The sequence below is a fragment of the Sulfitobacter sp. SK012 genome, assembly GCF_003352085.1.
Taxonomy (GTDB): Bacteria; Pseudomonadota; Alphaproteobacteria; order Rhodobacterales; family Rhodobacteraceae; genus Sulfitobacter.
This window is the reverse complement of the sequence record NZ_CP025804.1, coordinates 3,703,082-3,724,274: the sequence shown is the minus strand read 5'-3', so window position 1 is coordinate 3,724,274 and position 21,193 is coordinate 3,703,082. Positions and strand designations below refer to the sequence as shown.

Sequence of the window (21,193 nt, the reverse complement as noted above, 5' to 3'; positions counted from 1 at the left end):
AACCGATTAAGCCGGGCAGATCGGCAGAGTTGTTCGAATGAAGAGAGAATAACACTTCAAAGGTGCCCACCCAAAGATCCATTGGATTATGGGTGATATTACACGTTAGCCTAGAAGATTGTCTCGAACGCCAATTCAGAGATCCAGTGTCTCAACGCATTGTGTGTAAAACGGAAACGACTCACGAGCTGATTTCTGCTCAACAACCGATTCGTTTACGCCAAATGTTGCACTTGAAAGTGAGATGCGCCTTCACGCCGATTGGGCTAAGGTCGCCTCATGCGTCTACTGCTTGCCTCGACCCTTGCTCTTTGGCCCATCATCGCGCCCGCCTGCGATCTTGCGCTGATGCTGGCTGTGGATGTTTCAGGCTCGGTGGATGAACATGAATACCGGGTGCAAATGGATGGTCTGGCCGCAGCCCTGCGCGACGGGGTCGTGGCCGACGCTCTTGTGCGGCAAACCGCGAGCGTGGGCTTGATCCAGTGGTCCGGTTCGTCCCGTCAGCGCCAAACGATCCCTTGGACTGCTGTAAAGAGCTTCAATGATGTTGCAGTGCTTGCAGACCAGATCGCCGCCGACCCGCGGCTGTGGCGCAACTTTTCAACCGCCGTGGGCGAGGCGGTGGCCTTGTCCATCCGGTCTTTTGAGCAGGTTCCGACATGCCGTCGTCGGGTTATTGACGTGTCAGGTGACGGCATTTCCAACGAAGGGCCATCCCCGGAGGAATACCGAAGCGTCTTGGCCGACAAGGGCATTGCCGTGAACGCCCTCGCGATTGAGACGGACGACGCCGACCTCACGGCGTGGTTTTTTGAACACCTTATTCACGGGGAAGGCGCATTCGTGATCACTGCAAATGGATTTGAAGACTATCCCGCTCAGATACGCCGAAAACTGCAACGTGAAACGACACAACAAATTTCGGCACTGAAAAAGTGATCACAGCCGCGAACCCTGTGATCACAAAAACGCCAGCTGAACAGATATGGGCGCAAACCATAGCTGGGCTGGGGCAATTTCTATGCGAATATGAGGCGCAGTCACGTGACACTCCCGTAAAATCCGCTATCACTAGACCAAGCAATCGCAAAGGAGCCGCACAATGGCTGATGTGAACCGGGGCAATCGCCCGCTGTCACCGCACCTGACAATCTACCGTCCGCAACTGACGTCCATGACATCGATCCTGACACGGATCACCGGCAATGCGATGTTGGTCGCAGCGTTGTTGATCGTGTGGTGGTTCTTGGCCGCCGCGACCGGCCCTGCCTATTTCGACTTCGTCAACGGGTTTATCACCAGCTGGTTCGGTGATCTGATCATGTTCTTGTCCGTCTTAGGCCTTTGGTATCATACGCTCGCAGGCGTGCGGCATCTGATTTGGGATAACGCAGTTGCGATGGATATTCCCACCGCCGAAAAGCTGGGGATTGCCGCAATTGTTGGGTCGGTGGTTTTGACCATTCTGACCGTCATCATCGTCTGAGGGGGCTGACACATGGCATTTATGACAGACCGCAAACGCGCAATGGGCCTTGGATCCGCAAAAACAGGCACCGCGCATTTCTGGGCCATGAAAGTGAGCTCCGTTGCTTTGCTGATCCTGATCCCGTTTTTCGTTTTTACCTTCGGTTCAGCACTTGGCGGCACTTACGAGGAAATCCTCGCGTATTATTCACGACCTTTCCCGGCAATCATCGCAGCATTAACGATTGGGGTGGGCTTTAAGCACTTCAACGGCGGTGTGCAGACGTTGATCGAAGATTACGTCCACGGCACAAGCCAAAAGGTCGCAATCATTCTGATGACTTGCGTATCTTACGGTGCAGCCGCGGTTGGTATTTTTGCAATTGCTCGTTTGGCGCTTTGAAGGGTCGCATGGTCGAATTTGCAAAGGGCATACCACTTTTTGTGCCGGGGAATGACCTGGCGGGGCATCTGCGCGCCAAAGGGATTCCCAACGAGCCGATGCTCGGTGACACACTGGAAGATTTCAAAGCTGCTCCTGGCAGTTTGAGATTTAGCTGAACAATGACGAAAGGCGTGTGCTGCGTTCATGCGCGCTCCGCCACTTGATCGAGAAAGGCACGACCGATGGCTGCTTATGAATACGAGACACATGAATACGACGTAGTTGTTGTTGGCGCTGGTGGCGCTGGCCTGCGTGCAACGCTGGGCATGGCGGAGCAGGGGCTGCGGACCGCCTGTATCTCCAAGGTGTTTCCAACACGTTCCCACACCGTTGCGGCGCAGGGAGGCATTGCAGCGAGCTTGAGCAACATGGGCCCCGACAGCTGGCAGTGGCATATGTATGACACGGTCAAAGGGTCCGATTGGCTCGGCGATACGGACGCGATGGAATACCTCGCGCGCGAAGCACCCAAAGCGGTCTATGAGTTGGAGCATTACGGCGTACCATTCTCGCGGACCGAAGAGGGCAAAATATACCAACGTCCCTTTGGTGGCCACACAACCGAATACGGCGAAGGCCCACCCGTACAGCGTACATGTGCTGCTGCGGACCGGACCGGACACGCGATCTTGCACACGCTGTATGGTCAGTCTCTCAAGAATAACGCGGAATTCTACATCGAATATTTCGCCATCGATCTGATCATGTCCGATGATGGTGTCTGCCAAGGTGTGCTGTGCTGGAAGCTTGATGACGGCACCATGCACCTTTTCTCGGCCAAGATGGTCGTGCTGGCGACAGGTGGCTATGGCCGCGCATATTTCTCTGCAACTTCTGCGCATACCTGCACCGGCGACGGCGGCGGGATGACCGCACGGGCGGGTCTGCCATTGCAAGATATGGAATTTGTGCAGTTCCACCCCACCGGTATCTATGGTGCGGGTTGCCTGATCACCGAAGGCGCACGTGGTGAAGGCGGCTACCTCACCAACTCTGAGGGCGAGCGTTTCATGGAGCGCTATGCGCCGACCTACAAAGATTTGGCCAGCCGTGATGTGGTGAGCCGCTGTATGACGATGGAAATCCGAGAAGGCCGCGGCGTGGGCGAGAAGGGGGATCACATCCACCTTCACCTCAACCACCTGCCACCCGAAACACTGGACCTGCGTCTGCCGGGTATCTCTGAATCGGCCCGCATCTTTGCCGGCGTTGACCTGACAAAAGAGCCGATCCCGGTTCTGCCGACGGTCCACTACAACATGGGCGGCATTCCGACGAATTATTGGGGCGAAGTTTTGGCCCCGACGAAGGACGAGCCTGATCGTGTCTCTCCAGGCCTGATGGCTGTGGGCGAGGCAGGCTGCGCATCCGTGCACGGTGCCAACCGTCTAGGTTCAAACTCGTTGATTGACCTTGTGGTCTTTGGTCGTGCCGCAGCTATTCGTGCGGCAGAGATTGTTGACCCTAAGTCGGCCGTACCGACGCCAAACCAGAAATCCATTGATGCAGCATTCGATCGCTTTGATGGCCTGCGCCATGCCAAAGGCCAGGTGCCAACAGCTGAATTGCGCCTTGAGATGCAGCAGACCATGCAAGCCGATGCGGCCGTATTCCGCACCGACAAGACGCTGGCTGAGGGTGAGGAAAAGATGAAAGACGTTTCAGGAAAACTGAACGACCTTCACGTCACCGACACCTCGCTGGTTTGGAACTCTGACTTGATGGAAACGCTTGAACTGACCAACCTGATGCCAAACGCGGTTGCGACAATCACTGCGGCTGCAGCACGCAAGGAAAGCCGAGGGGCACATGCCCACGAGGACTACCCGGACCGTGATGATAAGAACTGGCGCAAGCACAGCTTGATCTGGTTCAAAGGTCAGAAAGCCGAACTTGGGTTCCGTGGCGTTCACCTGAACCCACTGACCAGCCACAATGAAGGCGGCATCGACCTCAAGAAAATCGCTCCAAAAGCGCGGGTCTATTGATCGCCAATCGGCACCAGCCAGAAACGTGAGGCCATGAACGACACGCAACAGATCGGCACCGGATGGCAGCAGCATGGGATAACCCCCGTGCTGGCCTTTCAGGTGTTCGGCATGCGGCGGTCGGGCAATCACGCGATTATTGACTGGATGATGCGCAATGCGCCGGTGACTGCGACGGGTGGGTTGTTTTACAACAACTGTCGCCCCCGTGCCGATCCGACCAAGCATTTCGCATCGGTTGATGTTTCCGGTTCTGACCGCAAAGTGATCTCGTCGCGCGACATGGAATTGGCCGACCGCATGCAAAGTGCGGGGGATGGGCCCATGGTGTTGGTGTCATACGAAGACATGATCCCGCGCCAGGAGAGCAAACCACAACAAGCCAGCCGGGGCTTTTCAAGCGATGATTTTAGCCGCGAAGTCCTGATCTACCGGAGCTTTCTAAATTGGTCTGCATCCATGCTCGCCAAGCTTAAGCGCAACGCGTCCCTAGGCGCTACGCAGCGGATGCGGGTGATGTTTAATAGCCTGCGCACCTACATTGATGGGCTTGATTTACTGGCTCAACCGCATGTGGTTGGGCTTTGTTATGACGACTGGATGCAATCTGAGGCGGCGCGTGCTGACATGTTGGCGCGGCTTGGCTTGCCGGTTGTTGATAACGCGCGCGGCCAAGTCCAACGATTTGGTGGCGGATCATCCTTTCAGAACAAAGTGTCGGCCCCTGAAGACCTGAACACCACATCACGCACCGAAGAAATGTCAGATGACATCGAATACCAGATGTTGCTGTGGACCACCGCCCATGACGCGGCATTTGTTGAACGCCTGATCCCGCATTTCCCGAAAGATGCCGAGCGGTTGGTGCAGCTGGCCGAACAATCGAATATTAACGTGACCTTACCCAAATTGGAGGACGTGTCATCATCCGTCTAATGACCCTAGCACTGGCCACAACGGTTGCTTTGAGTGGCTGCGCCGAATTTCAGACCGCCGTTGACAGCACAGCAAGGCGTGGTGCCAAAGGCGTCGTCGCCGAAACGCTTGCGATCCAATTTCCCGCTGTACCCAAGGAGATGATTTCTCCGTTCACCGATTGCATCATCGACAACGCGTCGTCGTCTGAGATTGGCGAATTCACCAAGGATACAGTTGTGGGCACAGACGAAAAAACGGCCGCGCTCATCCGTGATATTCTTTCGCGCCCAGAGACGGTCGAATGCTTGCGCAGCGCCAGCACGAACGGTTTGGCAGGGTAGGGCAGCATGACACCTGATCTGATCCTGCACTGCGGTGTGCAAAAAACGGGCAGCACGGCGTTGCACCATTTTTTGCAGGCCAACCAAGATGCGCTGAGGGGTGACCTGGCGATTTTGACGCCGCGCAAAGGGTCTGCGTTGCGCGAAATGGGTCGGCTTGCGGGTCTCTTTTCCCTTGGGGATGCGACCGAAGGCGCGCTAGTACATGCGATCGAAGAAATCCGCGCGGAGGTCCAATCGCTCTCGGTGTCGCGTGTTCTGGTCAGCCATGAAAATCTGCCGGGTGCGATGATGGGGCGCGCAGGAGTTACAACGCTTTATCCGCGTCTCGACGCGCTGCTCGCTCTTTTTGAAGCGCATCTTGCGCCGTTACACCCGACATATGCGTTTTACACGCGAGATATGGGTGGCTGGAAGCGTTCTGTTCACAATCAGGCTGTAAAATCAGATAGTTACACCAATCCGCTTGAAGAATTCATGCATGATACAGCTGATTGCGGGGCATGGGATACGCTCGAACAGCGTGTCTCGAATGTCCTTGGCCAAAAGCGCGCGCATTTCTTTGCGCTAGAAAAAGAGGCAGACCGGACGCGTCCGGGGCAACAGCTTTTGCAGCTCTGCGGCGTGAATGCAGATCAGCACGCAGCGCTTAAACCGCTCAGCTCGGCCCGAAACGAAAGCTTGGGGCACGGCGCATTGGAATTTATGCGTTTGATGAATGGCCTCAATCTAGACCGACCAGCCCGCCGTAGCGTGGCACAGCTTATCACTCAGAACCCGACCCTATTTGCGCAAACGCGCCCCGACACAGAAAAAGGAACCGCACCATGGTACAACTGACCCTTCCCAAGAATTCGCGCATGACCAGTGGCAAAACCTGGCCAAAGCCCGAAGGGGCCACCAACCTGCAGGAATTCCACGTCTATCGTTGGAACCCCGATGACGGAAAAAACCCCGCGGTCGATACGTATTTTGTCGATCTCGATAGCTGCGGTCCGATGATTTTGGATGCGCTGATCAAGATCAAGAACGAGATCGATCCAACGCTGACGTTCCGCCGTTCTTGCCGCGAGGGGATCTGTGGCTCCTGCGCGATGAACATCGATGGGATCAACACGCTGGCATGTACCTACGGCATGGCCGAGGTCAAAGGCGTGGTGAAAATCTATCCGCTCCCACATATGCCAGTGGTCAAGGATTTGATCCCGGATCTGACCCATTTCTACGCACAGCACGCGTCGGTACAGCCATGGCTGAAGACCGAAACACCCGCGCCAGCAAAAGAATGGAAGCAGTCTATCGAAGACCGCTCTGAGCTTGATGGCCTTTATGAGTGCATCATGTGCGCGTGTTGCTCGACCTCATGCCCCAGCTATTGGTGGAATGGCGATCGGTACCTAGGACCAGCCGCGCTGCTTCATGCGTACCGCTGGATCATCGACAGCCGGGATGAGGCCACAGGCGAGCGTTTGGATGACCTAGAAGACCCGTTTAAGCTTTATCGCTGCCACACGATTATGAACTGCGCCAAGACTTGCCCCAAGGGACTGAATCCAGCGCTGGCGATTGCCAAAATCAAGAAGCTAATGGTCGAACGGAGAGTCTGAGAAAAGATGCGATTGAGGGTGGCGCGCCACCCTCAGCGCGGTTGAGGAACGCCTATGCCTATTGTTCTCGGTCTGCTCATCGCTTTTGGCATCGTCTACCTTTTCACTCGAAAAGGGGCCGCTACCCGCAATTGCCGGTGGCGCAAAGATGCGCTGGGCGACAAGGGCAGTTTGCGAAAATACCGATGTGCTGCATGTGGTGCCGAAGCGTTCACCGCGTCCAAAGGCCCGCCCGACACATGCAAGAAAGCACTTTCATAACCATCGCTGTAAGAGAAGCCAGTACCAAAAAGGGGATGCCCATGACCGATGCTCCTGCAGATGCAAACACCCGCCGTGCCGTGAAGCCGGTGATCTGTTATCCGGTGGAAACGCTACCAAAGCCGGATATGGCGCTCTTGGATCTTGCACGGTCTGGAATGTCCAAAACGGGCGAAGTGATCGCGGCACCCCGTGAGGCGGCGGTGTTCCATGTGCCCGCAGGCCACTTTTTTCGCATCTCGTCCGTTGAGGGTTCACAGGTGGGCGATCTAAACCTTTGGAATGCCAATGATTTGGCTGAGCGGTTCTATTCTGGAAAAACCCGCGCTTTGCATGGCACCCACATCACCCGAGGCGATCGTATGTGGTCCAGTTTTCCGGGGCTACGCCCAATGGCGACGCTGACGCATGATACATTAGGCTGGTACGGCATCGATGAATTCGGCGGATCAGTGCATGATGTGATTGGCACCCGCTGCGATCCTTACACGCATAATTTGCTGTCGGGCGGACAGTATCATCATTGCTGCCATTCCAACCTCACGCGCGCGCTGGCCAATCATTTAGACGTGCCTTTGGCCGAGGCGGAACAGCATGTGCACGACGTGCTCAACGTCTTCATGTGCACCGGATTTACCCGCGATACGGGGCAGTATTTCATGAAAGCAAGCCCGGTGCGGCCCGGTGACTATCTTGAATTTTTTGCCGAGATTGACCTGATTGGTGCCCTAAGCGCATGCCCTGGTGGCGATTGTTCTGCCGAACATTCATCGGATAGCACAATTTGCTACCCGCTATTGATTGAAACCTTTGCACCGAAACCCGGTGCCTTAAGGGATTGGCAGTCGCCTGTTCAAAACGGGTATGACCGCAGCCATGGCGCCTAGGTAAAGGCCGCTTCCAGCGCGATCTCCACCATGTCTCCAAACGTCTTTTCGCGGTCTTCAGATGGGAGCGCTTCGCCTGTTTGCAGGTGATCTGAGACAGTCAAAACGGCCAAGGCACGGCGGCCATGACGCGCAGCAAGCGTATAAAGCTCAGCGGCTTCCATCTCGACCCCAAGGATACCATGGCGCGTCATCTGCTCATCCAGATCGGGGCGTTCGGCGTAGAACACATCTGACGAATAAATCCCGCCCACATGTGTCTTGGTGCCCCTTGCCTCTGATGCTGCAACAGCGGCGCGCAACAGGCCCCAGTCGGCACAAGGCGCAAAGTTCATTTCGCGGAAAATACCGGAAGAGGGCGAGGTAATCGTGGTGGCCGTCATCGCAATGATCACGTCGCGAATGCCCACCTGTGGCTGCATGCCGCCGCAAGACCCGATGCGGATCAGGGTTTGGGCGTCATATTGGGTCATCAACTCATTGGCGTAGATAGATAGCGAAGGCATGCCCATGCCAGAGCCCTGAATCGTCACAGGATTGCCCTTCCACGTGCCGGTAAAGCCAAGCATGCCGCGCACTTCATTCACCAATTTTGGCGCATCTAGAAATGTTTCAGCGGCCCATTTCGCGCGGTAGGGATCGCCAGGCATCAATACGGTTTGGGCGATTTCGCCAGGTTTTGCTCCGATATGGACGGTCATCGCACTCTCCCTTTAATTTCTAGCACGTTGCCGAAAGAGCGGACGCGCCACAAGGGGCAATTGTAGGGGGTATGTCGAGATATGCTCTTCAGGCCCAACGCCCAATGAGCACTCATGTTTGGTTTTCACAGGATCAAGAACGCGGCCCTTGATCAATTTATGAACCTGATTGTTCGCGGGTGCCCAGCACCTACGCAACATTCAACCCGCCTGAACAAGATTAAAGTGCGCAGGTCTCGAAGTAGGTGAAATAACAAAAGCGAAGCAGCGATGCACGACAGGGACCCCGGCAATTCAATTTTCTAACACGCGTATTTGGCGAATAGCTCACTTCAATACGCGTGTCAGTGGTAATCGAATTCGACGGATTTAAATTTCCATCGCTGAAGGAGAAACTCCAGCATCAACCTGCGCGCGATACCAATTTGGCTGACGGCCCTTGCCTGTCCAAGTTTGTTTTGGATCGGCGGGATTAGCGAACTTAGGTTTGGCCGGTTTGCGGGGCTTTTTTGCAGCTTTGGCGAGCTTCTTTTTCGGCTTTTGATCTTCGCTCAAGTCATTGAGAGAAAAGCCAAATTCAGCAGCAGCTTTCTCGGCAGCTCTCCGGGCATTGCGACGGTCGCGTGCCTGAACAGATTCCAACGCTTTTTTGACGTCATTCAGAAGCTTCTCAAGCTCCTTTTGACTCATATTCTTTAGATCTTTATTCATCAGCAGTCTTTCTCTTTTCCCAGGACTCTATGATTAAAACGCCATTATCTAATAAATTCCGACAAAGCTTCACCTATTTTGTAACAGCAGGCGCTATTCCGCCGCAACTTCTGCGGGATGGGCGAGAGTAACAATGTCGTGCATTATCACATTCAATTCAAAGTCCTTGGGCGTATACACCCGTGCCACACCCATTGCGCTCAGTCGTTGAGCATCGTCTTCAGGAATAATTCCGCCAACGATAACCGGGATATGGCCAAGCCCGGCATCTTTCATTTGCACCATCAAATCCTCAACCAATGGGATGTGTGATCCAGATAGAATCGATAGCCCGACCACATGCGCGCCGTCGTCACGCGCCGCTGAAACGATTTCTGATGGGGTTAAACGAATGCCCTCATAAGCAATATCCATGCCGCAATCCCGCGCGCGTACCGCGATTTGCTCGGCTCCGTTGGAATGCCCATCAAGACCGGGCTTCCCCACGAGGAACTTAAGACGGCGACCCAATCGGTCACTCACCGCGTCCACAGCATCGCGCAGATCATCAAGGCCTTCGGTTTTATTTGACTGCCCTTTGGCTACGCCTGTGGGCCCTCGATATTCACCATGTACGGCGCGCATCTGAGCCGCCCATTCGCCTGTTGTCACGCCAGCCTTAGCCGCTGCAATTGACGGGGGCATAACATTGCGCCCTTCGGCGGCGGCAGCGCGCAGATCGGCGAGGGCTTTTGCTACAGCATCCGTGTCACGCCCGGCGCGCCAAATTTCCAACTGCTCAATTTGTTCTGCTTCTACTGCGGGGTCCACAACCATAATCCCACCGTCTCCGGTCATCAGAGGCGACGGTTCACCCTGCTGCCACTTGTTGACGCCGACAACAATCGTTTCGCCGGCTTCGATCCGGTTCAGACGGTCCGCGTTACTTTCAACAAGTCGGCCCTTCATATAATCGATTGCGGAAATAGCGCCGCCCATTTCATCCAGATTTGCCAATTCGGCACGTGCCCCGGATTTGAGAGCCTCGACCTTGGCATCTACGGCTGGGTTTCCATCAAACAGGTCATCGAATTCCAACAAATCGGTCTCATAAGCCATGATCTGCTGCATCCGCATGGACCATTGCTGATCCCATGGCCGCGGTAGGCCAAGTGCCTCGTTCCACGCAGGTAATTGCACAGCCCGGGCACGCGCCTTTTTTGAAAGCGTCACGGCCAGCATTTCGATCAGAATACGGTAGACGTTATTCTCAGGCTGCTGCTCGGTGAGGCCAAGCGAATTGACCTGCACGCCGTACCGGAACCGCCGGTATTTGGCTTCCTGAACGCCGTAGCGTTCTAGGCAAATCTCGTCCCACAAATCGACAAAGGCCCGCATTTTGCACATCTCGGTCACGAACCGAATACCAGCATTTACGAAAAACGAAATGCGACCCACCAATGCAGGGAAGTCTTTGGGTGCGACGCGGGGCTTTAGGGCATCCAATACGGCCGTTGCTGTGGCTAATGCAAAAGCCAATTCCTGCTCTGGCGTCGCCCCGGCTTCTTGCAGGTGATAAGAACACACATTCATCGGGTTCCATTTCGGCACGTTCGTATAACAATATTCAGCCACATCCGCGATCATCTTGAGCGACGGGGCGGGGGGGCAAATATACGTACCGCGGCTTAGGTATTCCTTGATCAGATCGTTCTGCACCGTGCCTTGCAAAGCCGAGATATCGGCACCTTGCTCCTCGGCCACCGCGATATAGAGCGAAAGTAGCCACGGCGCGGTCGCGTTAATCGTCATTGATGTGTTCATCTGATCCAGCGGGATGTCCGCAAAAAGTGTGCGCATGTCGCCCAGGTGACTGACGGGCACGCCAACTTTGCCAACTTCGCCGCGCGACAGGATATGATCACAATCATAGCCCGTCTGCGTAGGCAGATCGAAAGCCACAGAAAGCCCCGTCTGCCCCTTTGCAAGGTTCGCGCGATAAAGCGCGTTAGACGCGGTGGCTGTCGAATGACCAGCATAGGTGCGGATCAACCAAGGGCGGTCTTTTTGCGTCTGTGACATGGGTAGGCCTCACTGAATCGGATTGGTAATAATATTGCGCTGTGCAGTAGATAGGCGAAATATTATGCTGCTGTCAATTCGCTGCGTTGCGGCATTGTGCCGGACCTGTCGGCGATTGTTCAACAGGCCAAATGATGCGACGGTATAGCTTATGACGCAGACCGTTCAGCTTCCACTGTGGCTCTTTATCTTGATCATGCTTTTTGCGGCCGTCACCGCCTTGAGCCATTTTCTATTGCCATCTGTTCGTTGGTTTTTCCGCCGCAGGCTGGAACGTGCCGTCACTCAGATCAATAAGCGCCTCACCCGACCTATTGAGCCTTTCAAACTCGCGCGGCGCTACGACATGATTCAGCGGCTTATCTATGATCCAGAAGTCAGCCGCGAGATAGCTGCGTATGCCAAAACCGAAGGAATTCCGGAAAACGTCGCGTTTCAAAAAGCAAAAAGCTATGCGCGCGAGATCGTGCCCAGTTTCTCTGCCTTTGCCTATTTCGGCTTTGGTATTGGCGTGTCCAAGGCCCTTGCGCGCTCCGTCTATAGTATCAAGACGTCAGACCAGAATGAGCCGACGTTCAACGCGATCCCTGCGGACGCCACTGTAATTTTTGTCATGAACCACCGAAGCAATATGGATTATTTGCTGGTGACATATCTCGCTGCGCGAACCTCAGCGCTGAGTTATGCCGTGGGTGAATGGGCGCGGGTTTGGCCGCTAAGCCTGCTGATCCGGTCGATGGGGGCGTATTTCATCCGACGCAAATCACGGGGTGCGCTCTACCGCAAGGTGCTAGCGCGCTATGTTCAGCTTGCAACAGCCGGTGGGGTTAATCAGGCGATTTTTCCCGAAGGTGGGTTGAGCCTTACAGGGGTATTGCAGCCGCCTAAACTGGGGTTGTTGTCTTATGTGGTCGACGGTTTTGACCCCGAGGCGGAGCGTGACGTCGTGTTTGTACCCGTCGCTATTAACTATGACCGCGTTCTCGAAGACCGGGTGCTGATCGCAGCCCACAAGCGCGGCGACCGCCGCTTTGGCGCGCGGATATCCGTGGTTGTGGGTTTCATCTTGCGTAAGCTTTGGGGACGGTTGCGAGGCGCTGATACGCGATTTGGTTCCGCAGCTGTGGCCTTTGGCGAACCGTTGTCCTTACGTGCGGTACAAGGAATGAAAGTTGATGCCCTATCTCTTGACCTAATGCGCCGGATCGAAGTTGCGATGCCGGTATTGGGCGTCCCGCTGATCGCGACGGCGTTGTTGGAAAAAGGGCCGCTCAGCGCAGTGGATTTAGAGGCCGAAGTTGCCAAGCTGATAACGCGGGTGCCGGCAAAGAACCTTGCCTTGCAGAAAGATGCCGTACCCGAAGATGTCGCAAGCGCCTGCCAGCACATGGAATTACACGGCACCATAGAAAAGCAGGACGGTCGTTGGGCGATTCAGGTGGGGCAAGAGTCGGTGGCCCAATTCTATGCCAACTCAATCGCCCATTTCTTATCCGATGCCGCTCCAGGTGGTGCTGCGGGTGCAAAGGAAATTTCTGCACCTGCAGGGTCATAAAGTTACCAGAATGGGCCTTTGAAGGTTGCAATGTTGCGCGCTCGGACATATTCCATGCGTTGAACGCCGCGATTCTGCGCTGCGGCACTTTGAATTAATGGCAGGAGGCTGGCATGGCACTGGATACACAACACGCAACCTACGAGGCACCTGAAAAGGACCTTTATGAAGTGGGCGAAATGCCCCCAATGGGCCACGTGCCAAAGCAGATGTATGCATGGTCCATCCGCCGCGAACGCCACGGAGAGCCTGATACCGCGATGCTCGAAGAGGTCGTGGACGTACCAGAGCTCGACAGCCAGGACGTGCTTGTCCTCGTGATGGCAGCAGGCGTGAATTACAACGGCGTCTGGGCCGCCCTTGGTGTTCCGATCAGCCCCTTTGATGGTCACAAGCAACCCTACCATATTGCGGGTTCTGATGCGTCAGGGATCATCTGGGCCGTCGGCGATAAAGTAACGCGCTGGAAGGTCGGCGACGAGGTCGTGATCCACTGCAACCAAGATGATGGCGACGATGAAGAGTGTAACGGCGGCGACCCGATGTATTCGCCAAGCCAGCGGATCTGGGGCTACGAAACGCCTGATGGGTCGTTTTCGCAATTCACCCGCGTTCAAAGTCAGCAGCTGATGCCGCGCCCACAGCACCTGACGTGGGAAGAATCCGCATGCTACACGCTTACTTTGGCCACGGCGTACAGGATGCTCTTTGGTCACGAACCCCATGACCTCAAACCCGGCCAAAACGTGCTTGTTTGGGGTGCTTCAGGTGGTTTGGGCTCCTATGCAATTCAGCTTATCAACACTGCAGGGGCCAATGCGATCGGCATTATCTCGGACGAAAGCAAACGCCAGTTCGTGATGGATTTGGGGGCCAAAGGTGTCCTGAACCGCAAGGATTTTAACTGTTGGGGTCAACTGCCCACGGTTAACACGCCCGAATATGCCACGTGGTTCACTGAGGCGCGCAAATTCGGCAAGGCGATCTGGGAAATTACGGGCAAGGGTGTGAACGTCGACATGGTGTTTGAACACCCCGGCGAAGCAACTTTTCCGGTTTCGACTTTTGTGGTCAAAAAAGGAGGCATGGTCGTGATCTGCGCAGGCACGTCAGGTTTTAACCTCACATTCGACGTGCGCTACATGTGGATGCATCAAAAGCGCCTTCAAGGCAGCCACTTTGCCCATTTGAAACAGGCCTCTGCAGCCAACAAGCTGATGTTGGAACGCCGTTTGGACCCGTGCATGTCAGAGGTGTTCACCTGGGCCGATCTGCCTCAGGCTCATATGAAAATGATGCGCAACGAACATAAGCCGGGCAACATGTCCGTTCTTGTGCAGGCCCCAACGACAGGTCTGCGTACGCTTGAGGATGCGCTCGAAGCCCGCAGTTAACATTTTATTGTTTCCAACTGCGCAACAATGCCCCGCGAATCGTTTCTTCGGTTCGCGGGTTTTTACGTTTCAGAATTGGGGGTTAATCAGAACAATGGCTTGATAAACACGGCCTCACTATTTCTGGGGAGTTGAAAAGCGTGAATATATTATCGCAATTAATACATGTTAGGGTTGTGTTAACCATCTATTAACCATTAGAAAGTGAATCTGACAATGCGAAGTGACTGGATATTGGACGTTCTTGCCGATCTACGCGCCTTTGCGATGTCGAACGACTTGCCCGCGCTTGCGGAACAATTGGACGACACTGCAATCGTCGCTTTGGGTGAGATCGCCGCGTTGGAAGAGAGGACTGCGGTTCAAACGAATGGTAACACATCGACAGGCAGAACAGATTTTGGAGACATTGGAGCAGGCGGACGCGCTTGAAGCTCTTCAAGTAGCGATCGTAGCGCTCAGGGATCTCTACGAAATTGACCATATGGTCTATCATTGGGTCGATAGTGCAGGGGATCAATACGGCTGCGGGACCTACTCTGTCGCGTGGCAGGAACGATACCTTGATCAGAATTTCTTGCGCATCGATCCCGTAGTACTTGGCTGCTACCAGCGATTTCACCCTGTCGATTGGAAACGGTTGGATTGGTCCAGCAAAGCCGCCCGTGCTTTCCAAAAAGAGTCGCTGGAATATGGATTGGGCAACCAGGGCTTCTCAGTGCCGATCCGCGGCCCCAATGGTCAATTCGCGCTTTTTACCGCCAACACCACATGTGACGACGATACATGGGAACAGTTTGGCGAACTCCATCGCCGAGATTTCATACTCATTGCGCATTACTTCAACCAAAAAGCGCTGGAGTTCGAACCGCTGCGCAAACCCGAAAGTGCGCAACCTCTGTCCCCCCGCGAAGTGGATGCCATGACGCTCTTGGCCATCGGCTACAGCCGGGCGCAGGTGGCAGACACGCTGTCGATCTCTGAACACACGTTGCGTGTCTATATCGAAAGTGCCCGGTTCAAGCTCGGGGCCATGAACACAACTCATGCAGTTGCGCGCGCCCTTACACGCGGATTGATCGTCGTCTGACTGCGCGTTGCGCAAGACCAGCACCCAACGAACGCTCTGCTGTGACAACGTTAAAGGGCGCTCCGGTAATCCTTTGTGCATCACTTGGATGCCGGGAGGGCCGAACAGATGCTGCGATTTCTTTATGCCGACGAATTGAAGGACTACCCACGCCTTGCCAGTGGAATGTTCACGGATCGCGCAGATCAATTCCACACGCGACTTGGCTGGGAGGTCAACGTAGGCGCCGACGGCTATGAGCAAGACGAATATGACGCGATGAACCCGCTTTACGTGATCTGGGAGACGCCTGAAGGGCAGCACGGTGGCTCTATGCGGTTTTTACCCTCTACCGGCCCCATCATGGTAAACGACCACTTCAGCCATTTGCTGTGTGGCCCTATAACCAGTCCGCTCATTTGGGAATGTACCCGTTTCTGCCTGGCCCGCAGCGCAGGCCCGCACGTTGCGGCTGCTCTGATGCTGGGTGGTGGTGAGATCATGAAAGGGTTTGGGATCAAGCATTTCGTCGGCGTCTTTGATGCACGGATGGTACGGATATGTAAACGCGTAGGATCTTCCCCAGAAATTTTGGGAACAGACGGCGAAGGCCAGGCGGCGATAAGTGTGGGTTTGTGGGAGTTTGATGACGCGTCACAATCGCGTTTGGCCATCCGCGCAGGCATTGATCCGGCCCTTACGGCGCGTTGGTTTCAACGCGCGTTCGGCCACCAACCCACCCAAGATTTTGCCAAGGCAGGCTAACCCCTCTGGCCCCTCCGGCGGCCCTGTCATAGGGTCGCCGCATGAACGAAATAGCCCTCACATATTCCGATGATCAGGCCGCCGCCTTTGACGCCGTAGCCGAGATGCTGCGCAGTGCGGGGGTGCATCTGGACGACAGCCTGCTAACCCCATCGCCCAGTGGTGCAGATCAAGTGATGGCGATCACCGGCAAGGCGGGTTCAGGCAAAACGCTGTTGTTGGCCGAGCTCTATAAGGCGCTTGAGGGGGCAGGGGTTAATGTCATCTCTGGTGATTACGAGTCCCGCAAAAAGCGTGACAAACGCACGCTTGCGATTTTGGCACCTACCAACAAAGCGGCGAGTGTTCTGCGCTTGCGCGGAGTGCCCGCAACCACCATCCACCGCATTCTATATACGCCCGTCTATGACCCCGAATACGAACGCATTGCCGAATGGTTATCGGGCAGCGGTGAACGGCCTGTGGATGTCGAAGGCTTGACCGATCTGGCGCTAGACCGCGCCGCGGCGTTTTTTGCCAACAATAAATCGATACCTGGTGCGCTTGCAGCAGCCGGTTTGCGCGGTAGCGATTTCATCACCGGCTGGAAGCGCCGCGAAGACCCGCTCGATATTGGTTTCATCGACGAAGCCTCGATGCTCGATGATAAACAGTTCCAAGACCTCAAGGAAATATTCCCAACTTTGCTGCTGTTTGGCGATCCCGCACAGCTGGCTCCTGTGAACCAGTCAGGCACGATGGTGTTTGAGAAACTGCCAGAAACCCGCGTTAAAAACCTCGACCGAATTTTCCGGCAAGAGGCCGACAACCCGATCCTTGATCTGGCCCATGCGCTGGGGGATCCCTCCCTGACGTTTGAAGATTTTGAACGCATGATCGAAGACGCGTCCAAGCGCGACGAGCGCGTCGTTTGGGGCCAGCGGGTCGAGGTTGATTTGATGGCACGCTCGCCAGTGCTGGTTTGGCGAAATGCCACACGCATCCGTTTGATAAATGCGTTTCGCAACGTGCATGGCGCACCCGAAGATGCGCTGTTGGCCGGCGAGCCGTTGATTTGCGACGGTATTGAGTTGCCTTTGAAGCACCGCAAAAAACGTCTTGATCTGGAAGCGCGCGGGCTGATTAAGGGGGCGCAGGTGATTTATCTAGGCGAAGGGCGTAAGCCGGGGTTCAGCCGGTTGCACGTGATGGGGGCCGAAGACCCGCAGGTTAGCGCCGCCTCGATCGTGAAGATCGAAAAACCTGATGAAGAAGAGCCTTTCATTCCCTTTGCTGCGCGCATGGGGGCTACTTTCTTGCATGGCGCTGCGGTGACGATCCACAAGGCGCAGGGCAGCCAATGGGACACGGTGCAGGTCTTTGCCCCAGATTTATACGGTGCGGCCCGAATGGGCCGCGTTGAGGCAGGACAGCCCCTTTGGAAGCGCCTTGCGTATGTCGCGATTACCCGTGCGCAGGAGAGATTGATTTGGGTTGTGCGCAACCGTTTGGCCAAGCCGACCTATGAATTGACAGTGGATGACCTGCGTGCCGCTCCAGCAGCACCTCTCATGCTAGACAATACCGAAGAGGAAATTTGATGCCGCAAATCTTGATTACAGGGGCTTCTAGCGGAATTGGCCGCGCCACGGCTGAGTTGTTTTTGGCCACTGGGTGGCGTGTGGGTCTGATCGCGAGGCGCGCAGAGCTATTGCATGAAATTTGTGCGGGCCATGACCGCGCCGTCGCCCTACCTGCAGACGTGACTGATGCCACCGCGATGAAGACGGCATTTGACCAGTTCGGTGCGCCAGATGTGCTCTTTAACAACGCCGGTCTTTTTGGCCCATCCGCGACCATTGACGAGGTAGCCCTTGAGGATTGGGAACGAGTTCTGAGCGTAAATCTGACCGGCATGTTCATCGCCGCGCGGCTTGCGTTCGGGGCCATGCGGGCGCGGGGGCAGGGTGGACGGATCATTAACAACGGATCCATTTCCGCGCATGTCCCGCGTGAGAGTTCAGTTTGCTATACAACCACCAAACACGCGATCACGGGGCTGACCCGCTCCTTGTCGTTGGACGGACGGCCTTTTGATATTGCGTGTGGGCAAATTGACATCGGCAACGCAGAATCTCCGATGGTGGCGGACCTGAAATCAAAGCAGCCGGGGCTTGATACGATGTCGGTGGATCACGCGGCGCAATCGGTGCTGCATATGGCGCAGCTGCCGCTAAGCGCTAACGTGCAGTTCATGACCGTGATGGCGACAAAAATGCCGTATATTGGGCGCGGCTAAAAGCTAGCGGCGCAGCAGGCCAAAGATCGCGGAAGCACCCCAACCGGCCGAAATCGCAATCGCCAGGGACATCAACCCATAGAGAAACGACTGCTCGCGAGACATATTATAAAGCCACCGCTCCATGCCGACTTTGCGCACATCAATCAGCGTCTCGTAGTCCGCTACAACTTGACCACCCCGTGTAAGGTAAATCCGCGTCAGATAGTCCCCTTCCGTTAGGGCTGCTGGCAGCTCGACAGAGGTTCGGAAAAGCGTTTGTTCCTCGATCGAGACCTCGCCCTCCCGGATTTGGTACAAACCAGAATTCTTGCGGATACGAATAAGCGATTCAGAAAAGGCAGCGGCGTCCGCGATATCATGCGGCGCGCCAACGGACCGAATAGCCTGCGCAATTGACACTTTGTTTCGTTGGTCTTCGACCGCACTCAGAATATCTTCCAGCGGTGAACTTGTAACGACGGCATAAAAACTGGGCGCGCGGTCGACTTCAACTGAATCTACGTTGATCCAAATCCCGTAGCGCTTTTCCTTGCGACGAACAACAACAGGCATCGATGGGCCTGCAATCGTCACAATGACTTCCAGAGGCGGGCCATCTGGGATCGCCTGTTCGCGCTTTACCGCGCCAAATATCAGGATTTCCGAACCATCGAAATTCGTTGTGATCGACACTTCGTTTTTGCTCAGGCCCAATACGACCTCTTCTTTTGCCATCGCAGGCAAGGCCAGCATCAACGCCAGCGTGATGATTAGCGCGCGCATCAGTGACCGCCCGCTTTGCCAAGGGAATAAAGCTCAGCGGGTTGAATCAAAAGCTCGAGCGCCAGTTTGCCGCACACCACCAGCACCATGATCGCTAGCAAAATGCGCAGCTGTTCGGCCTTCATTTTGACGCCAATGCGTGTGCCGATCTGCGCGCCGATGACGCCACCAATCAGTAGCAAAACGGCAAGCACGATATCAACGGTGAAGTTTGTCGTCGCATGAAGCATCGTCGTGAATGCAGTTACAAAGATGATCTGGAACAGAGATGTACCCACGACAACTTTCGTCGGCATACCCAAGAGGTAAATCATCGCAGGCACCATGATAAATCCGCCACCGACGCCCATGATCGCAGCAAGAATACCAACAGCCACACCAACGATCAGCGGTGGAATGACGGAAATATAAAGACCCGAGACGCGGAACCGCATCTTCAAAGGCAATCCATGGATCCAGTTGTGCTTTTTACGCTTGGCGACTTTGCCTTTTTTGATGTTGCGGATTGCATTGAGGGATTCGAGGAACATCAGTCCCCCAATCACGCCTAGGAAAACCACATAGCAAAGCTTGACCAGCAGATCGACCTGACCCTGCGCCTTGAGATAGTTGAACACCATCACACCAAGTGCCGCGCCAAACAGACCACCGATCAACAGCACGGTGCCCATCCTGAGATCCACCGTCTTTCGCTTGAAATGCGCAAGAACACCGGAGAAGGACGAAGCAACGATTTGGTTTGCTTCTGTCGCCACTGCGACCGCTGGAGGGATGCCAATAAAGAAAAGCAGCGGCGTCATAAGGAACCCGCCGCCCACGCCGAACATACCAGACAAAATGCCCACAATGCCGCCCAACCCCAGGAGGAGAAAGGCATTCACCGACACTTCGGCTATGGGCAGGTATATTTGCATGACCCCTGTTAGCGGGGGCTCCTTTCAAAATCAACAACGGATGCTGCGGTGCCGCAAGGAGGACTCAGGGGTTGGCCCTATCTGGACTTATCTTTCTTTGACGTAAGGTTCGCCTCCGGCGCGTGGTGGAATGGCTTTGCCACCAAAACCGGCGAGGATCAGGACTGTCATGATATAGGGCAGGGCCCCCAAAAGCTGGCCCTGTACTTTCATGCCCGTAAGCGACTCGATAACATCGGGTCGCGTTTCAAGCGCGCCGAAAAGACCAAACAACAACGTCGCCCAAAGCGCATACCAAGGCCGCCACTTTGCAAAAATCAGTGCTGCCAATGCGATGAACCCACGTCCGGCCGACATGTCTTTGACAAATCCTGCCTGTAGCGCTGTGCTGAGATATGCGCCGGCAAGTCCGCACAAAATACCGCAGATCACGACCGCGGCATAGCGCAGGCCGATCACCGAGACGCCGGCGGTGTCAACGGCAGCTGGGTTTTCCCCAACCGCGCGCAGTCGCAGACCAAAGCGTGTGCGGTAAAGAAGCCACCACGTGAGTGGCACCGCAGCAAAGGCGACGTAGACCAGCACCGAATGACCCGAAATCAGCTCTGAATAAAGCGGGCCAATGATGGGTACATCCGCAATGCTATCAGCAAAGGGCAGTGTAACGGGTTCGAACCGGCCGCCAGCAAACAAGGAAGGCGTGCGGCCCCCTTGGCTGAACCAATGCTGCGCAATGAGAACCGTCATGCCCGCCGCCAAAAAGTTGATCGCCACGCCAGAGATCAGCTGATTGCCACGGAACGTGATTGAGGCGACCCCATGCAGCGCACTGAGCGCGACCGACGCCGTTATGCCTGCAGCCAGGCCTAACCAGACCGACCCCGTCAACGAGGCAATCGCAGCCGAAAAGAATGCCGCGGCGAGCATTTTGCCCTCAAGGCCGATGTCAAAGATGCCTGCACGCTCAGAATAGAGGCCCGCAAGACATGCCAATAGCAGCGGCGTTGCCAAACGGATGGTGCTGTCGAGAACTTGGATTAGGGTGAGATATGCTTCCATCTGC

The 21,193-nt window shown here is 55.4% G+C and carries 24 protein-coding genes; 18 read left to right on the top strand and 6 right to left on the bottom strand.

Going from position 1 to position 21,193, the window contains the following annotated elements; translation table 11 throughout:
- The first annotated feature begins 279 nt into the window (after window positions 1-279).
- From C1J03_RS18190 to C1J03_RS18145, 11 genes are all read left to right on the top strand, one after another.
- On the top strand, window positions 280-942 hold the full coding sequence (locus tag C1J03_RS18190) for a DUF1194 domain-containing protein (RefSeq protein ID WP_114887876.1): 663 nt from the start codon (window positions 280-282) through the stop codon (window positions 940-942).
- A 163-nt stretch (window positions 943-1,105) separates the two neighbouring features.
- The gene (gene sdhC / locus C1J03_RS18185; RefSeq protein WP_114887875.1) at window positions 1,106-1,489 is read left to right on the top strand and encodes a succinate dehydrogenase, cytochrome b556 subunit; all 384 of its coding nucleotides are present in this window, start codon (window positions 1,106-1,108) and stop codon (window positions 1,487-1,489) included.
- A gap of 12 nt (window positions 1,490-1,501) precedes the next feature.
- Entirely contained in the window at window positions 1,502-1,873 is a 372-nt protein-coding gene (gene sdhD / locus C1J03_RS18180) for a succinate dehydrogenase, hydrophobic membrane anchor protein (RefSeq protein WP_114887874.1), read from the top strand.
- A gap of 8 nt (window positions 1,874-1,881) precedes the next feature.
- Window positions 1,882-2,031 carry a hypothetical protein gene (locus C1J03_RS25410; protein WP_162798586.1) on the top strand — a complete coding sequence of 50 codons (150 nt, stop codon included), beginning with the start codon at window positions 1,882-1,884 and terminating at the stop codon, window positions 2,029-2,031.
- 66 nt (window positions 2,032-2,097) lie between these two features.
- On the top strand, window positions 2,098-3,903 hold the full coding sequence (gene sdhA / locus C1J03_RS18175) for a succinate dehydrogenase flavoprotein subunit (protein WP_114887873.1): 1,806 nt from the start codon (window positions 2,098-2,100) through the stop codon (window positions 3,901-3,903).
- Between the two features lie 33 nt (window positions 3,904-3,936).
- Window positions 3,937-4,839 (top strand): hypothetical protein, encoded by a 903-nt coding sequence (locus tag C1J03_RS18170; RefSeq protein ID WP_114887872.1) that lies wholly within the window; start codon window positions 3,937-3,939, stop codon window positions 4,837-4,839.
- The gene (locus C1J03_RS18165) at window positions 4,839-5,162 is read left to right on the top strand and encodes a hypothetical protein (protein WP_114887871.1); all 324 of its coding nucleotides are present in this window, start codon (window positions 4,839-4,841) and stop codon (window positions 5,160-5,162) included. Before C1J03_RS18170 ends, C1J03_RS18165 begins: the two co-directional genes overlap by 1 nt.
- 6 nt (window positions 5,163-5,168) lie before the next feature.
- A complete protein-coding gene (locus C1J03_RS18160) occupies window positions 5,169-6,002 on the top strand; it encodes a hypothetical protein (RefSeq protein WP_114887870.1) in 834 nt (277 codons plus the stop codon).
- Window positions 5,990-6,769, top strand: a complete 780-nt coding sequence (locus tag C1J03_RS18155; protein ID WP_114887869.1) for a succinate dehydrogenase iron-sulfur subunit — start codon at window positions 5,990-5,992, stop codon at window positions 6,767-6,769. Before C1J03_RS18160 ends, C1J03_RS18155 begins: the two co-directional genes overlap by 13 nt.
- A 54-nt stretch (window positions 6,770-6,823) precedes the next feature.
- A complete protein-coding gene (locus tag C1J03_RS18150) occupies window positions 6,824-7,030 on the top strand; it encodes a hypothetical protein (protein WP_114887868.1) in 207 nt (68 codons plus the stop codon).
- Window positions 7,031-7,071: 41 nt separating this feature from the next.
- The gene (locus tag C1J03_RS18145; protein WP_114887867.1) at window positions 7,072-7,917 is read left to right on the top strand and encodes an urea carboxylase-associated family protein; all 846 of its coding nucleotides are present in this window, start codon (window positions 7,072-7,074) and stop codon (window positions 7,915-7,917) included.
- Here C1J03_RS18145 and deoD read toward each other — a convergent pair.
- The 3 genes from deoD to C1J03_RS18130 form a co-directional block, all read right to left on the bottom strand.
- A complete protein-coding gene (deoD, locus tag C1J03_RS18140; RefSeq protein ID WP_114887866.1) occupies window positions 7,914-8,618 on the bottom strand; it encodes a purine-nucleoside phosphorylase in 705 nt (234 codons plus the stop codon). The two genes, C1J03_RS18145 and deoD, sit on opposite strands and share 4 nt — an antisense overlap.
- 369 nt (window positions 8,619-8,987) lie before the next feature.
- On the bottom strand, window positions 8,988-9,329 hold the full coding sequence (locus tag C1J03_RS18135) for an H-NS histone family protein (RefSeq protein WP_114887865.1): 342 nt from the start codon (window positions 9,327-9,329) through the stop codon (window positions 8,988-8,990).
- A gap of 93 nt (window positions 9,330-9,422) precedes the next feature.
- Window positions 9,423-11,390, bottom strand: coding sequence for a protein meaA (locus tag C1J03_RS18130; RefSeq protein ID WP_114887864.1), 1,968 nt, complete (start codon window positions 11,388-11,390; stop codon window positions 9,423-9,425).
- A 151-nt stretch (window positions 11,391-11,541) separates the two neighbouring features.
- Here C1J03_RS18130 and C1J03_RS18125 point away from each other — a divergent pair, with 151 nt between their 5' ends.
- The 7 genes from C1J03_RS18125 (at window position 11,542) to C1J03_RS18095 (ending at window position 18,451) form a co-directional block, all read left to right on the top strand.
- A complete protein-coding gene (locus C1J03_RS18125) occupies window positions 11,542-12,945 on the top strand; it encodes a 1-acyl-sn-glycerol-3-phosphate acyltransferase (RefSeq protein ID WP_114887863.1) in 1,404 nt (467 codons plus the stop codon).
- 113 nt (window positions 12,946-13,058) lie between these two features.
- Complete coding sequence (ccrA, locus tag C1J03_RS18120; RefSeq protein WP_114887862.1) at window positions 13,059-14,339, top strand: crotonyl-CoA carboxylase/reductase; 1,281 nt, start codon at window positions 13,059-13,061, stop codon at window positions 14,337-14,339.
- Window positions 14,340-14,555: 216 nt separating this feature from the next.
- Complete coding sequence (locus C1J03_RS18115) at window positions 14,556-14,771, top strand: hypothetical protein (protein ID WP_114887861.1); 216 nt, start codon at window positions 14,556-14,558, stop codon at window positions 14,769-14,771.
- A complete protein-coding gene (locus C1J03_RS18110) occupies window positions 14,710-15,429 on the top strand; it encodes a helix-turn-helix transcriptional regulator (RefSeq protein WP_114887860.1) in 720 nt (239 codons plus the stop codon). The genes C1J03_RS18115 and C1J03_RS18110 overlap by 62 nt, the downstream gene beginning before the upstream one ends.
- A gap of 108 nt (window positions 15,430-15,537) precedes the next feature.
- A complete protein-coding gene (locus tag C1J03_RS18105) occupies window positions 15,538-16,173 on the top strand; it encodes an acyl-homoserine-lactone synthase (protein ID WP_114887859.1) in 636 nt (211 codons plus the stop codon).
- A 41-nt stretch (window positions 16,174-16,214) separates the two neighbouring features.
- Complete coding sequence (locus C1J03_RS18100; RefSeq protein ID WP_114887858.1) at window positions 16,215-17,753, top strand: ATP-dependent DNA helicase; 1,539 nt, start codon at window positions 16,215-16,217, stop codon at window positions 17,751-17,753.
- The gene (locus tag C1J03_RS18095; protein WP_174234477.1) at window positions 17,753-18,451 is read left to right on the top strand and encodes an SDR family oxidoreductase; all 699 of its coding nucleotides are present in this window, start codon (window positions 17,753-17,755) and stop codon (window positions 18,449-18,451) included. The genes C1J03_RS18100 and C1J03_RS18095 overlap by 1 nt, the downstream gene beginning before the upstream one ends.
- A gap of 3 nt (window positions 18,452-18,454) precedes the next feature.
- On the opposite strand, the gene C1J03_RS18090 is transcribed toward C1J03_RS18095, so the two are convergent.
- The 3 genes from C1J03_RS18090 to C1J03_RS18080 form a co-directional block, all read right to left on the bottom strand.
- Window positions 18,455-19,216 carry a TIGR02186 family protein gene (locus tag C1J03_RS18090; RefSeq protein WP_114887856.1) on the bottom strand — a complete coding sequence of 254 codons (762 nt, stop codon included), beginning with the start codon at window positions 19,214-19,216 and terminating at the stop codon, window positions 18,455-18,457.
- Window positions 19,216-20,130, bottom strand: coding sequence for a sulfite exporter TauE/SafE family protein (locus tag C1J03_RS18085; RefSeq protein WP_114887855.1), 915 nt, complete (start codon window positions 20,128-20,130; stop codon window positions 19,216-19,218). The genes C1J03_RS18090 and C1J03_RS18085 overlap by 1 nt, the downstream gene beginning before the upstream one ends.
- Before the next feature lie 87 nt (window positions 20,131-20,217).
- The gene (locus C1J03_RS18080; protein ID WP_114887854.1) at window positions 20,218-21,189 is read right to left on the bottom strand and encodes an ABC transporter permease; all 972 of its coding nucleotides are present in this window, start codon (window positions 21,187-21,189) and stop codon (window positions 20,218-20,220) included.
- Between the last annotated feature and the right edge of the window lie 4 nt (window positions 21,190-21,193).

Excerpts from the sequence above, each read along its gene's own strand:
- C1J03_RS18115 (WP_114887861.1), top strand. The coding sequence starts at position 14,556 with ATGCGAAGTGACTGGATATTGGACGTTCTTGCCGATCTACGCGCCTTT.
- C1J03_RS18100 (WP_114887858.1), top strand. The coding sequence starts at position 16,215 with ATGAACGAAATAGCCCTCACATATTCCGATGATCAGGCCGCCGCCTTT.
- C1J03_RS18155 (WP_114887869.1), top strand. The coding sequence starts at position 5,990 with ATGGTACAACTGACCCTTCCCAAGAATTCGCGCATGACCAGTGGCAAA.
- C1J03_RS18095 (WP_174234477.1), top strand. The coding sequence starts at position 17,753 with ATGCCGCAAATCTTGATTACAGGGGCTTCTAGCGGAATTGGCCGCGCC.
- C1J03_RS18165 (WP_114887871.1), top strand. The coding sequence starts at position 4,839 with ATGACCCTAGCACTGGCCACAACGGTTGCTTTGAGTGGCTGCGCCGAA.
- C1J03_RS18125 (WP_114887863.1), top strand. The coding sequence starts at position 11,542 with ATGACGCAGACCGTTCAGCTTCCACTGTGGCTCTTTATCTTGATCATG.
- C1J03_RS18170 (WP_114887872.1), top strand. The coding sequence starts at position 3,937 with ATGAACGACACGCAACAGATCGGCACCGGATGGCAGCAGCATGGGATA.
- C1J03_RS18190 (WP_114887876.1), top strand. The coding sequence starts at position 280 with ATGCGTCTACTGCTTGCCTCGACCCTTGCTCTTTGGCCCATCATCGCG.
- C1J03_RS18090 (WP_114887856.1), bottom strand. The coding sequence starts at position 19,216 with ATGCGCGCGCTAATCATCACGCTGGCGTTGATGCTGGCCTTGCCTGCG.
- C1J03_RS25410 (WP_162798586.1), top strand. The coding sequence starts at position 1,882 with ATGGTCGAATTTGCAAAGGGCATACCACTTTTTGTGCCGGGGAATGAC.
- sdhA (WP_114887873.1), top strand. The coding sequence starts at position 2,098 with ATGGCTGCTTATGAATACGAGACACATGAATACGACGTAGTTGTTGTT.
- C1J03_RS18085 (WP_114887855.1), bottom strand. The coding sequence starts at position 20,130 with ATGCAAATATACCTGCCCATAGCCGAAGTGTCGGTGAATGCCTTTCTC.
- sdhD (WP_114887874.1), top strand. The coding sequence starts at position 1,502 with ATGGCATTTATGACAGACCGCAAACGCGCAATGGGCCTTGGATCCGCA.
- C1J03_RS18150 (WP_114887868.1), top strand. The coding sequence starts at position 6,824 with ATGCCTATTGTTCTCGGTCTGCTCATCGCTTTTGGCATCGTCTACCTT.
- C1J03_RS18145 (WP_114887867.1), top strand. The coding sequence starts at position 7,072 with ATGACCGATGCTCCTGCAGATGCAAACACCCGCCGTGCCGTGAAGCCG.
- C1J03_RS18160 (WP_114887870.1), top strand. The coding sequence starts at position 5,169 with ATGACACCTGATCTGATCCTGCACTGCGGTGTGCAAAAAACGGGCAGC.
- C1J03_RS18110 (WP_114887860.1), top strand. The coding sequence starts at position 14,710 with ATGGTAACACATCGACAGGCAGAACAGATTTTGGAGACATTGGAGCAG.
- ccrA (WP_114887862.1), top strand. The coding sequence starts at position 13,059 with ATGGCACTGGATACACAACACGCAACCTACGAGGCACCTGAAAAGGAC.
- sdhC (WP_114887875.1), top strand. The coding sequence starts at position 1,106 with ATGGCTGATGTGAACCGGGGCAATCGCCCGCTGTCACCGCACCTGACA.
- deoD (WP_114887866.1), bottom strand. The coding sequence starts at position 8,618 with ATGACCGTCCATATCGGAGCAAAACCTGGCGAAATCGCCCAAACCGTA.
- C1J03_RS18135 (WP_114887865.1), bottom strand. The coding sequence starts at position 9,329 with ATGAATAAAGATCTAAAGAATATGAGTCAAAAGGAGCTTGAGAAGCTT.
- C1J03_RS18130 (WP_114887864.1), bottom strand. The coding sequence starts at position 11,390 with ATGTCACAGACGCAAAAAGACCGCCCTTGGTTGATCCGCACCTATGCT.
- C1J03_RS18080 (WP_114887854.1), bottom strand. The coding sequence starts at position 21,189 with ATGGAAGCATATCTCACCCTAATCCAAGTTCTCGACAGCACCATCCGT.
- C1J03_RS18105 (WP_114887859.1), top strand. The coding sequence starts at position 15,538 with ATGCTGCGATTTCTTTATGCCGACGAATTGAAGGACTACCCACGCCTT.